The sequence below is a fragment of the Janthinobacterium sp. J1-1 genome, assembly GCF_030944405.1.
GTDB lineage: Bacteria > Pseudomonadota > Gammaproteobacteria > Burkholderiales > Burkholderiaceae_D > Janthinobacterium.
Window position 1 is genome coordinate 2281953 of the sequence record NZ_CP132339.1, and the last position, 12614, is coordinate 2294566.

General features: G+C 65.8%; 8 protein-coding genes and 2 pseudogenes. 8 read left to right on the forward strand and 2 right to left on the reverse strand.

Going from position 1 to position 12614, the window contains the following annotated elements; all coding sequences use genetic code 11:
* Positions 1 to 9 precede the first annotated feature (9 nt).
* From Q8L25_RS10375 to Q8L25_RS10405, 7 genes and pseudogenes are all read left to right on the forward strand, one after another.
* Complete coding sequence (locus Q8L25_RS10375; RefSeq protein WP_308924749.1) at positions 10 to 1044, forward strand: NAD(P)-dependent alcohol dehydrogenase; 1035 nt, start codon at positions 10 to 12, stop codon at positions 1042 to 1044.
* A 24-nt stretch (positions 1045 to 1068) separates the two neighbouring features.
* Positions 1069 to 2166 (forward strand): annotated as a pseudogene (locus Q8L25_RS10380) (ABC transporter ATP-binding protein); the annotation flags it as partial.
* A gap of 58 nt (positions 2167 to 2224) precedes the next feature.
* Complete coding sequence (locus Q8L25_RS10385) at positions 2225 to 3103, forward strand: AraC family transcriptional regulator (protein ID WP_308924750.1); 879 nt, start codon at positions 2225 to 2227, stop codon at positions 3101 to 3103.
* A 28-nt stretch (positions 3104 to 3131) separates the two neighbouring features.
* Complete coding sequence (xylB, locus tag Q8L25_RS10390; protein ID WP_308924751.1) at positions 3132 to 4607, forward strand: xylulokinase; 1476 nt, start codon at positions 3132 to 3134, stop codon at positions 4605 to 4607.
* Between the two features lie 95 nt (positions 4608 to 4702).
* A complete protein-coding gene (locus Q8L25_RS10395) occupies positions 4703 to 5371 on the forward strand; it encodes a TetR/AcrR family transcriptional regulator (protein WP_308924752.1) in 669 nt (222 codons plus the stop codon).
* The gene (locus Q8L25_RS10400; RefSeq protein ID WP_308924753.1) at positions 5355 to 5927 is read left to right on the forward strand and encodes a cytochrome b; all 573 of its coding nucleotides are present in this window, start codon (positions 5355 to 5357) and stop codon (positions 5925 to 5927) included. Before Q8L25_RS10395 ends, Q8L25_RS10400 begins: the two co-directional genes overlap by 17 nt.
* Before the next feature lie 206 nt (positions 5928 to 6133).
* Positions 6134 to 7685 (forward strand): annotated as a pseudogene (locus Q8L25_RS10405) (methyl-accepting chemotaxis protein).
* Here Q8L25_RS10405 and Q8L25_RS10410 read toward each other — a convergent pair.
* A complete protein-coding gene (locus Q8L25_RS10410) occupies positions 7682 to 9844 on the reverse strand; it encodes a TonB-dependent siderophore receptor (protein WP_308924754.1) in 2163 nt (720 codons plus the stop codon). The pseudogene Q8L25_RS10405 and the gene Q8L25_RS10410 overlap by 4 nt on opposite strands.
* Positions 9845 to 10247: 403 nt before the next feature.
* Here Q8L25_RS10410 and Q8L25_RS10415 point away from each other — a divergent pair, with 403 nt between their 5' ends.
* Positions 10248 to 12050 carry an EAL domain-containing protein gene (locus Q8L25_RS10415; protein WP_308924755.1) on the forward strand — a complete coding sequence of 601 codons (1803 nt, stop codon included), beginning with the start codon at positions 10248 to 10250 and terminating at the stop codon, positions 12048 to 12050.
* Here the strand turns inward: Q8L25_RS10415 and Q8L25_RS10420 are convergent.
* Positions 11975 to 12574 carry an NUDIX hydrolase gene (locus tag Q8L25_RS10420; protein WP_308924756.1) on the reverse strand — a complete coding sequence of 200 codons (600 nt, stop codon included), beginning with the start codon at positions 12572 to 12574 and terminating at the stop codon, positions 11975 to 11977. The two genes, Q8L25_RS10415 and Q8L25_RS10420, sit on opposite strands and share 76 nt — an antisense overlap.
* Positions 12575 to 12614: the final 40 nt, after the last annotated feature.

The following is a 12614-nucleotide window of genomic DNA, read 5'->3' on the forward strand; positions in this document are numbered from 1 at the left end:
ACTTCAATCATGCAAGCTCTCGTACTGGAACAAGCGCATTCCATCACCCTGCGCGACATCGACATTGCCCTCGCCGTCGGTCCGCGCGACGTGAAAATCAAGATCCACACGGTCGGCATCTGCGGCAGCGACGTGCACTACTTCAAGCATGGCCGCATCGGTCCGTTCGCGGTCGAAGCGCCGATGGTGCTGGGCCATGAAGCGTCGGGCGTGGTGGCCGAAGTGGGGGCGGAAGTGACGCACCTGAAGGTGGGCGACCGCGTCTGCATGGAGCCGGGCGTGCCGCAGTTCGATTCGCCGGCCACCATGCGCGGCCTGTACAACCTGGACCCTGCCGTGCGCTTCTGGGCCACGCCGCCCATCCACGGTTGCCTCACGCCCTACGTGGTGCATCCGGCCGCGTTCACCTTCAAGCTGCCCGACAACGTCAGCTTCGGCGAAGGCGCCATCGTCGAACCATTGGCGATCGGCCTGCAGGCGGCCAAGAAGGCGGCCATCAAGCCGGGCGACGTGGCGGTGGTGATCGGCGCCGGCACCATCGGCGCGATGAATGCGCTGGCGGCGCTGGCGGGCGGCTGCTCGCGCGTGATCCTGGCCGACCTGGTGGCGGAAAAGCTGGCGCTGTTTGCCGACAATCCGGCCGTCACCACGGTCGACATACGCCAGGTGAACCTGGCGGACACGGTGCGCGAGCTGACCGGCGACTGGGGCGCCGATATCGTCTTCGAGGCCAGCGGCAGCATGCGCGCCTACGACAACATCATCGACCTGCTGTGCCCCAACGGCTGCCTGGTGCTGGTCGGCATGCCGCCCGATAAAGTCCCTTTTGACATTGTCGCCATCCAGGCCAAGGAAGTGCGCATCGAGTCGGTGTTCCGCTACGCGAACATCTTCCCGCGCGCGATCGCCTTGCTCGGCTCGGGCAAGATCGACGTCAAGCCTTTCATCTCGCGCACCTTCGGCTTTGCCGACGGCGTGCAGGCCTTCGACGAGGCGGCCAAGGCCTTGCCCGGCGACGTCAAGATACAGATAGAACTGGCCTGAGCCAGTCATCACGGAGACAATAATATGGCCAATATCGCCTGCAGGCAGCTGTACAAGACCTATGACCACAAGACGGCCGTGCTGCAGCCGTTCGACCTGGACATAGCCGACGGCGAATTCATCGTCCTGCTGGGGCCTTCGGGCTGCGGCAAATCGACCCTGCTGCGCATGATCGCGGGCCTGGAAGACATCAGCGGCGGCGAGCTGCATATCGCCGGCGCCGTCGTCAACGACCTGCCGGCGCGCGCGCGCAACGTGGCGATGGTGTTCCAGAACTACGCGCTGTACCCGCACATGACGGTGTACGACAATATCGCCTTCGGCCTGCGCCGCCTGAAGGTGCCGAACGACGAGATCGATCGCCGCGTGCGCGAGGTGGCGGCCATCCTCAGCCTCGATACGCTGCTGGAGCGCAAGCCGCGCGCCATGTCGGGCGGCCAGCAGCAGCGCACGGCGATCGCGCGCGCGATGATCAAGACGCCGCAGGTATTCCTGTTCGACGAACCGCTGTCGAACCTGGACGCCAAGCTGCGCGCGCAGCTGCGCGCCGATATCAAGCGATTGCACCGGCGCCTGCGCACCACCACTTTATACGTCACCCACGACCAGCTCGAAGCGATGACGCTGGCCGACCGCGTGGTGCTGATGAAGGGCGGCCATATCGAGCAGATCGGCACGCCGGCGGAACTCTACAACCATCCGCGCACCCTGTTTGCGGCCGGCTTTATCGGCACGCCGGCGATGAATTTCATCGATGGCGTGATCGAAAAAGAAGGGACTGACCCGGTGCTGGCGTGCGCCGGCCGGCGCTGGCGCTTGACCTCCAGCCGCTTTACCTCGCTGGTGGCCGGCACGAAGGTGGTGTTCGGCCTGCGCCCGAACCACTTGCGCACCGCCACCGCGCAGGACCGGCAGGAGGGCAGCACCAGCCACGGCCTGGACTGCACCATCGACCTGGTGGAATTGCTGGGCGCGGAAGCTTTGACCAGTTTCCAGTGCGGCGAGCTGACTTTATCGGCGCTGCTGCCGGCCAATGCCGCCAACAGCGTGGCGCAAATCGGACAGTCGCTGGCGCTGGCGTTTGACGAAGAACATATCCACCTGTTCGACGCCGAAAACGGCTTGGCGCTGGCGGCAAACCGTTAGAATACCGCCATCGAGACCGTGCAGGGGAGACGCCGTGACACCAGACCTGGAAGTGATCTACAAGCCATCGTACGAATCGTTTCGTGCGTGGGCGCACGGCTTTCCGCACACGGTGGCCAAATGGCATTTTCACCCCGAGTACGAGCTGCATTTCATCATCACCTCGACCGGCAAGTTTTTTATCGGCGACCATATCGGCAGCTACGGGCCGGGCAACCTGATACTGACCGGGCCCAATTTGCCGCACAATTGGGTCAGCGAATTGCCCGAAGGCATGGTGCTGCCCGAGCGGGACCTGGTGCTGCAGTTTTCCAGCGATTTCATCGAGCGCTGCACCTTGCTGTTTCCCGAGCTGGCGCCGTTGAAGTCCTTGATGGGCGAGGCGTCGCGCGGCTTGCAGTTTCCCGATGCGCTGGGCCTGCGCCTGGTGCCGCTGATGCAGGAGCTGACGACGGCGCAGGGCCTGCGCCGGGTCGAGCTGTTCGCGCGCCTGTTCGGCACCCTGTGCGAGTGCCGCGAACGCCGTCCGCTGGCCAGCGTCACCTATATGGCGCAGGCGGGGCGCTACATGTCGTCCACCATCAACCAGGTGCTGGCGTATATCAAGCAGAACATCACGCTGGACTTTTGCGAGCAGGACGTGGCCGACGTGGCCGAAATGAACACGCTCAAGTTCACGCGTTTCTTCCGCAAGCACACCGGCACCTCGTTCATCCAGTACGTGAACCAGGAACGCATTGCGCTGGCCTGCGAGCTGCTGATGAACACCGACCTGAAGGTGACCGATATCTGCTACCGCACTGGCTTTAACAATCTGTCCAATTTCAACCGCCAGTTTTTGGCGCACAAGCAGATGTCGCCATCGAAGTTTCGCTCCTGCCTGTTGATGAATATGTCCGACCCGTCAGCCTGACGGCCCCTAGATCACTTTTTGGAATCACATGACTTATCTTGGTATCGATATCGGCACTTCCGAAGTCAAGGCCATCCTCACAGATGACGCGCAAACCATCCTGGCCAGCAGCGGCGTGACCCTGCGCGTGGCCAGCCCCCATCCGGGCTGGTCGGAGCAGAATCCCGAGGACTGGTGGCACGCCACGCTGGACGTGATCGCGGCCATCCGTGCCGCCCAGCCGGTGGCATTTTCGGGCCTGCGCGGCATTGCGCTGTCGGGCCAGATGCATGGCGCGACCCTGCTCGACAAGCAGCAGCACGTGCTGCGCGCCGCCATTTTGTGGAACGACACGCGCTCGTTTGCCGAATGCGTGGAACTCGAAGCGCTGGTGCCCGAGTCGCGCGCCATCACGGGCAACCAGGCCATGCCGGGGTTTACGGCACCGAAGCTGCTGTGGCTGCAAAAATACGAGCCGGCGCTGTTCCGCGCCACCGCCACCGTGCTGCTGCCCAAGGATTACGTGGCGCTGCGGCTGACGGGCGACTGCGTGTCCGACATGTCCGACGCGTCCGGCACCTTGTGGCTGGACGTGGCCAAACGCGACTGGTCCGACCGCATGCTGGCCGCCACCGGCCTCACGCGCGAGCATATGCCGCGCCTGGTCGAAGGCAGCGCCGCCGCCGCCCAGGTGCGCGCTTCGCTGTGCCAGGAATGGGGCATCAGCCACCCGGTGATATTGGCCGGCGGCGCCGGCGACAATGCGGCCGCCGCCGTCGGCCTGGGCGTGGTCGAGCCGGGCGCCGGCCTGCTGTCGCTGGGCACCTCGGGCGTGCTGTTTGCCGGTAGCGACGGCTATGCGCCGAATCCCGGCCAGGGCGTGCATGCCTTCTGCCATTGCCTGCCCGAGCGCTGGCACCAGATGAGCGTGATCCTCAGCGCCGCGTCGAGCCTGTCCTGGGTGGCGCAGCTGACGCAATCGTCCGATATCGGCGAGCTGGCCAGCCTGGCCGAAAAAGTCGACGCGCGCAAGGCGCCGATCTTCCTGCCTTACCTGAGCGGCGAACGCACGCCGCACAACGACGCCACCGCGCGCGGCGTGTTTTTCGGCTTGTCGACCGAACACGGGCGCGCCGACCTGGCATATGCGGCGATGGAAGGCGTGGCGTTTGCCATGGCCGACGGCAACGAGGCGCTGCGCAGCGCCGGCACGCATTTGAGCGAAGCGTCGTTCGTCGGCGGCGGTTCGCGCAGCCGCTTCTGGGCGCAGCTGTGCGCCAATGCCTCGGGCCTGAACGTGCTGCGCCACGACCATGGCGTGGCCGGCGGCACCATGGGCGCGGCGCGCCTGGCGCAGATGGCCGTCACCGGCCGCGCGCCCGCCGAGGTCTGCACCCGTCCCGCAATACAGGAAACCATCGCGCCACAGGCGTCAAACGTGCTGGCCGACCGCCTGGCCCGCTACCGCCGCCTGTATCCGCTGCTGCGCGAGGAGTTTGCGGGCGCGACGGCGGCGGCGCGCTGACCAGAGGGAGCCGAGGCGCTCCCGGCAGGGCATTCCAATATTGACATACGTGGCGTATGTGAATAACATACGCTGCGTATGTGAAAGGAATTCCCATGCCCGTATCCACCGTATCCACCGTAGCAAGCCCGCGCCGTCGCCGCAGCACCATGATCGAGGAAACCCGCGCCAGGCTGCTGGCCGCGGCGCGCCTTGCCTTTGCCGAACAGGGCTATGCACATACCTCGATGGACGATTTCACGGCCGCCGCCGGCCTGACCCGCGGCGCGCTGTACCACCATTTCGGCAGCAAGGAAAAGCTGCTGCTGGCCGTCATCGACCAGCTCGAAGGCGAGGTCGGCGCCCGCCTGCAGGCGATTGCCGACAGCGCGCCCACCACCCGGGAAGCGTTGCGGCGCCGCTGCCAGGGCTACCTGGAGCTGGCGCTGGTGCCCGAGCTGCGCCGCATCATCCTGCAGGACGCGCGCGCCATGTTCGGCGACGTGCAGCAGGCGCACCAGCGGCTCGGCATCGCCGCGCTGGAGGCGGCCCTGCAAGGGCTGATCGACGACGGCGTGGCGCGGCCCGTGCATGCGGGCGTGACGGCGCGCATGCTGTATGGCGCCGTCACCGAAGCGGCCTTCTGGATCGCCGAAGCCGATGGCGATCCGCCGGCGCGGCTGGCCGCATCGCAGGCCGCGCTCGACCATCTGCTGAACGGCCTGCTGGTCCGCCAGGCCAACCTTCCGAACGCCCAGGAGCGCCCACATGCAATGGAAAAATAACCGCCAGCGGTTTGGCGCGCTGGCCAAGTTCTTTCACTGGACCAGCGCCGCCGCCTTTATCGGCGCCTATCTCGTTGTCTATTATGTGATCTGGTTCCTGGACGAGGAAGCGCCCGGCACGCTGCCGGTGCTGAACGTGCACTGGATGCTGGGCCTGCTGGTGGGCGCGCTGGCGCTGCCGCGCCTTGCGTGGCGGGTGCTTGACGTGCAGCCGCTGGACCCGCCCGGCTCCGCCCTGGAGCACAGGCTGGCGCATGCCGCGCACTGGGGGCTGTACGGCCTGCTGATCGTGCTGCCGCTGACCGGCTACGCGGGTACCGGCCTGCACACGGACTTCGGCCTGTTTGCCGTGCCGTCGTTTCGCGATACCGCGCTGTTCGACGCGATGGCGTCCATCTTCGGCCTGACGTGGGAAAGTTTCGAGCCGCCGGTGGACGCCGTGCACCACTTCCTGGGCAAGTGGGTGGCCTGGGGCGTGGTGGGCTTGCATGTGCTGGCGGCCCTGTATCACCACCGCGTGCGCAAGGATGACGTGTTGCGCCGCATGCTGCCTTGATGTCCTGATTGGCAAGCTTGCCTGGATCGTCATGGTCGCAGCGGAAGAGCATGGCCATCCAGTCAACCTTGTTATGTAATTTGTTGTTTCTACGCTGAAAATATTTAAGCCGATTAAACCCTGCTTGGTTTTTGGCTGTGTGCACTGCATCATTTCTGTGTCCGGTGAGAATTGGATAGTTTTTCACTGTCACACAAAGGAATGCCATGCAATTCATCAATCTTAAAATATCCGCCCGCCTCGCCTTGCTGGGCGCCTTTTTCTTTCTCGCCCTGGTCGTCGTCGGCCTGCGCGGCTGGAGCGCGCTCGACGCGGCCAGCGCGCGCAGCGCACACGCCATGCAGCGGGCCGTCGCCCTGACGGAAGCCATCGACACGGCGCGCAGCGCGCAGGTGGAATTCAAGATCCAGGTGCAGGAATGGAAAAACATCCTGCTGCGCGGCGGCGACGCGGCTGCCTTCCGGCGCTACCGCGAGGCCTTTGTCGTCAGCGGCGCGCAGACGCGCAAGGAGCTGAAACAGCTGCACACCCTGATGGCCGGCCTGCGGCTCGACACCCAGCCTGTCGAACAGGCCGTGCAGGCGCATGATGCGCTGGGCGTCGCCTACCTGGCGGCCTTGCAGCAATACGATGGCGCGCGCGCCGACAGCGCGCAGCTTGTCGATGCGCTGGTCAAGGGCAAGGACCGCGAGCCGACGCGCCAGATCGACGCCATCGTCGCCACCATCGGCAAGCAGTCGCACAGCCTGATGGCGCAGATGAAGGAAGAGGACGAGGCCGCGCACCGCAGCGCCACCATCGCCATGCTGGCCACGGTGTTGCTGACCCTGCTGATCGGCAGCGTCACCGTCTGGTGGCTGATACGCAGCATCACGCGTCCGCTTTCCGCGGCGGTCGGCATTGCGCAGCAAGTGGCGCAGGGCGACCTGCGCGCGGTGGTGGCCGATGGCGGCCGTAATGAAATCAGCGACCTGCTGCGTGCCTTGAAGGCCATGAGCGGCAACCTGGCGGCCATTGTCGGGCGCGTGCGCGACGGCACCGACGCGATTGCCACGGCCTCCAGCGAAATTGCCAGAGGTAATATGGACCTGTCTTCGCGCACCGAGGAGCAAGCCAGTTCGCTGGAAGAGACGGCCGCCTCGATGATCGAGCTGACCACCACCGTGCGGCAGAATCATGACAATGCCGACCAGGCACGCCAGATGGCCGGCAGTGCCTCGGACGTGGCCCAGCGCGGCGGTGCGGCGGTGGCGCAGATGGTGCAGACCATGGGCAGCATCAATGCGTCGTCGAAGCGCATCGTCGACATTATCGGCGTGATCGACGGCATCGCCTTCCAGACCAATATCCTGGCCCTGAATGCGGCGGTGGAAGCGGCGCGCGCGGGCGAGCAGGGACGCGGCTTTGCGGTGGTCGCCACCGAAGTGCGCAGCCTGGCGCAGCGTTCCGCCGAAGCGGCGCGCGAGATCAAGCAGCTGATCGGCGACTCGGTGCGCACGGTGGAAGCGGGCAGTGCATTGGCTGGCCAGCGTCGAGCAGCGCGACGGCATCGAGCAGATCAGCATGGCCGTCAGCCAGATGGATGGCGTAACGCAGCAGAACGCCGCCCTGGTGGAACAGGCGGCCGCCGCAGCGGACGCCTTGCAGCAGCAGGCTGCCAGCCTGGCCGACGCCGTCAGCATTTTCAAGCTGCACGCGGCGCCGGACGCGCCGGCAGCGGTCGGTATGCCCGTGGTCGCGCGCCACGTCCTCGCTTAAAACGTATATTTCGCCGTCAGCACGGCACTGCGCGGTTCGCCAAACGCATTGCCGCTGTCGATGCCGCTGATGGCCTGGTAGTAGCTGCGGTCAAACAGATTGGTCAGGCTCAGGCGCACGTCCAGCTGCTTGCTGGCCTGCCAGCCCGCGTTCAGGTCGGCGATCGCATAGCCGCCCTGGCGGATGGCGCTGTTGGTCTTGTAGATCTGGTTTTGTGCACGCAGCGCCGCGCCCACGCGCCAGGCGCTCCAATCGCCCGGCAGGCGGTAGTTGGTGGACAGGCGCAACAAACGGCTCGGGCGCTCCGCCGCATAGCGCGCGCCGGCCTGGTTGCTGCCCTGGGCCTTGGTGTATTCGGCCGTGTTGTAGGTCAGGCCCGCGCTCACCTGCCAGCGTGGCGTGATCGCGCCGGCGATGGTCAGTTCCACGCCCTGGCTGCGCACTTCGCCGGCCGCTTCCGAGCACGACAGCAGGCCCGGGCCGCACTGCGCCAGCGGCAGCGAGGTGGCCAGGTTTTCCTGCACGATGCGGAACACGGCGGCCGACGCATTCAGCGCGCCGCCGAAGTACTCGCCTTTCACGCCCGCTTCCATATTGGTGCCCGTGACCGGGTCGAGCAGCACGCCATTCTTGTCGAGCGCGCTTTGCGGATTGAAGATGCTGGTCCAGCTGCCGTACAGCGAGTGGTGGGCGTCGAGGTCGTACACCAGGCCCACGTAGGGCGTCACTTCCTGGCTCACCTTGTAGCCCGAACGCACCTGGGTCAGGGGATTGAGGGCGCCGTATTCATACCAGTCGACGCGCCCGCCCACCAGCAGGGCCAGCGGGTCGGCCAGGCTGAAGCGGGCCGTCGTGTAGACGCTTTTCTGGGTGGTTTCGGTATTTTGTCCGTAGTAGAACGTGCCGATCACGGGCTTGACGGGGGCCGCCGTATTCCAGCTGACAGGGTCGAAGGCATAGCTGTAATCGGGCACCGATTTGTAGCCCTTGTCTTCCGTGTCGCGCGTGCGGTAGTTGGCGCCGAAGACGATTTCATGGCGGCGCCCCAGCAGGCTGAATGGCCCGGACGCCTGCGCGTCCAGGATGCGCTGCTGGCGGTCATAGATAAAGGCGTTGGCCGCGCTCAGGCGGAACAGGTTGGTGCGCGGCACGCGGGCCACGCCGGTGACGATGGAATCGAGTTCATCGTCGAGCGCCTGGGCGGCAATCTTGAGCTTCCAGCCGTTGGCCAGGCGGTGTTCCACTTCGGCGAACAGCCGCGTGTTCTTCTTGTTCCAGAAAGTCCAGTCGGGCGCATTGCTGGCCGAGCGGTCCAGCGGCAGGAAGCTGCCGTCCAGCGCGGTCGGCAAGCCATACCAGGTCGAGCCGGGATTGCGCTCGTCGTTGACGTGGAAGCCCACGCCGAGGGTGGTGTCGCGCGTGATGTCGGCGTCAACGGTGGCGTACAGCAGGGCGCGCTTGTGGCCGTAGTTCGAAATAAAGGTGTCGCCGTCCTGGTAGGCGGCCACGGCGCGGCCGCGCACGGAACCGTTGGCGTTCAGCGCGCCGCGCGCATCGACCTCGCCGCGGTAGTCGTGGTAGCGGCCGACGCTGCCCGTGACCGACACTTCATTGTCGGCCGTCGGGCGCTTGCGCACGAAATTCATGGTGCCCGACGGGTTGCCCACGCCATTGAGCATGCCGGCCGCGCCGCGCAGCACTTCCACGCGGTCGTACATGGCCAGGGTGGCGAAACCGAGCGTGTCGCCGTCGCCCGACATGGTCAGTCCGTCTTCGGTGAAATTGCTGATGGCGAAACCGCGCGAATAGAAGCTGGCGCGTTCGGTGGCGCCCTTGTTCAGCGTCAAGCCCGGCGTGATATTGACGATGTCTTCCACCGAGCGGATATTCATGTCATCCATCTGCTGGCGCGTGACCACGCTGACCGACTGCGGGGTTTCGCGCACGGACAGGTTCAGGCGCGTGGCCGCATTCATGCTGCCGGTGGTGTAGGAACCGCTGCCTTCGGTGGTGGCGCCAGCTGCGGCCTGCGCGCTGACCTGGACTTCCGGCAGGCTCTGTTCCTGCGTCTGCGCCTGGACTGGTGCGGCTAAGGCGGCAAGGATGGCCACGGCCATGATCTTCGGCGCCAGCATGGCGCGCTTGTTAGTGATTGTCATTGGAACTCCCCGTATCGCTGTCTGAAAAGCAGGCCTGTGCCCGCCGCTGTCGTGTGCGTCGCTGGGGTGGTGCTGCGCCTGGCTGGCATGGCCCTGCCGCCGTATCCTGGACCAGCTGTGGAAACGCGGCGATGAACCATCTCAAGAATGAGAATTATTCTCATTTTAAGGTGGGTACTGTCATTGCAGCAATTTTTTGTGGAATTTGGTGAGAATGTTGCGCTACCTTGTTGGGCGTTTACAACAACCATGGGGGCCATCAGCCGCTTGAGCGCCATCAAGCGGGGCGCCATCAGGCAAAAAAGTGGGGAGGGATTCTTATACTATTTCCACTCGGAATCTTTTTGGCCGGTATCGTTGCGAGGAACGCCATGAGCCCACTCTTTTGTCCCGCTGGTGATCCATGATGGCGCTGCTGCTGGCGCTGTGCCTGCTGCTGGCCATGCTCGGTGCGCTGCTGGCGGGGCAGTGCTGGGGGGAGCGGCAGTGGCGCGGCCGCCATGCGCACGGTGAGGCACGGCTGGCGGCGCAGGCGCCCATGCTGGCGCTGCTGCAGGCGCTGCCGGTGGCCGTGATCGGCACCGACCGCCATGGCGTGGTGCGCTACCTGAATGCGCGCGCACTGGCGATGGGCGGCTTGCCGGCGGCGCACGGGGTGGGTGCCAGCGTGTCGCAGCTGCTGCCGCTGTTCCATGACGGCGCCGCCATCGATGCGGCGCAGCAGGTGCGCGATTGCGTGGCGCAGCAGGCCATGCTGGAAGTGGCGCGCGGCGCGGTACTGCTGCGCGAAAGCGACGGCAAGCGCATCGACGTGCATTACAGCTGCGCACCGCTGGCGCACGACGGCGCGGTGCTGCTGCTGCACGACGTGTCGGCGCGCCGCCGCGCCGAGCAGCAACTGGAATTCATCGCCCACCATGACGGCCTGACCGGCTTGCCGAACCGCCTGCACTTCCAGATCCGCTTCGAGCACGGCATCGCCTATGCGCGCCGCCACCAGAGCTTGCTGGCGGTGCTGTTCGTCGATATCGACCGCTTCAAGGCCATCAACGACAGCCTGGGCCATGACGTGGGCGACCAGGTGCTGGCGGAATTCGCGCGCCGGGTGCAGCAGTGCGTGCGCAAGGTCGACACGGTGGCGCGCCAGGGCGGCGACGAATTCATCGTCCTGCTGACCGAACTGCACGATCCGCATGATGCGACGCGCGTGGCCGAGAAAATCATCGCCGCCATCGCCGCGCCGTTCGTGATCGACCAGTACAGCCTGTCGGTGGCCGCCAGCGTGGGGGTGGCGCTGTATCCGGACGACGACGACGATGTCGACGCGCTCATCGAAAAGGCGGATCTCGCCATGTATGCGGCCAAGCGGCATGCGTCCGGTACCTGCCTGCGCTACGCGCCGCGCATGCAGACGCAATCGTATTCGCGCACCATCCTGGAGACGGCGCTGCGCCATGCGCTCGAGCGCAATGAATTCGTGCTGCAGTACCAGCCTTGCATGGACCTGGCGACCGGTGCCATCACGGGCGTGAAGGCGCTGCTGCGCTGGAAGCACCCGGAACTGGGGCTGATGATGCCGCTCGACTTTCTACCGGTACTGGAGGAGAGCGCGCTGATCCTGCCGGTCGGCGCCTGGGTGCTGGCCACCGCCGTCGAGCAGGCGAAACGCTGGATCGCGCAGGACCACAGGCTGACGGTCACCGTCAGCCTGTCGGCGCGCCAGTTCTACCAGCGCGACATCGCGCGCAATGTCGGCGCGGCTTTGGATGCGGCCGGCGTGCCGGGCCATTGCATCGAAATGGAAATCGCCGCCGGCACCCTGATCGACCATAGCCACGATGGCGAGGCGATCCTGCGCCAGTTCCGCCAACTGGGCATGACGATCTGCATCAGCGACTTCGGCACCGGCGACGGCCCGCTGCATTCCCTGCATCGTTTTCCGGTCGACGCCGTCAAGATTGAAAAGTGTTTTATCGACGAACTGGGCGAATCAGCCGATGACGGCGCCATGGTGCGCGCCATGGTGGCGATGGCCCACACCCTGAAACTGCGCGCGATCGCCGGCGGCGTGGAAAACGCGCGCCAGCTGGAACTGCTGGCGGCCATGGGCTGCGACGCCGCCTTCGGCTATCACCTGGCGCGCGCGATGGCGCCGGATGGGGTGGAGGCGCTGCTCAAGGCGCGCGCCGCCCCGGCCGCCTGCTGACGCAGCTTGGCCAGGAAGCGCCGCAGGTGCGGCTCGCCGCGTTCGAAGGGCACCTCGTCAAAGGCAAACCAGCGTATCGACGAAAATTCTGTTTCATCATGGATGATCTGCTGCCGGCGGTCGGCATGCAGCACATACCACAGCGACACATCGGTGTGGCCAGCGGTCAGGCCCACGGTGGTGGTCACGGTCAGCATCAGCGGTGCTGCGACGGGATGCGCGGGCGCCAGGCCCAGTTCCTCGGCCAGTTCGCGCAGCACGGTGGTACGTGGATGCTCGCCGGGATCGACATGGCCGCCGGGCGGCAGCCACAATTGGGCATTGCGATGGTCGACCAGCAGCACGTGATCCTCATCAACGACGACAAAGTAGGCGACCAGGTGCTTCGGCGGGGTGGCCGGCTTGGCCAGGCGGAACAGCTCGGCGCCGCTATCGATCCAGGCCAGCGTGTCGGCAAGCTGGCCGCGTTCGAGTTCGTCCAGGGGGACGATGGTGGCAACTTCTTGCCGGATTTGCTGGCGCATCTGCTGGGGCCCTGGTCAATGACAAGCCGTGAGCGTAGCA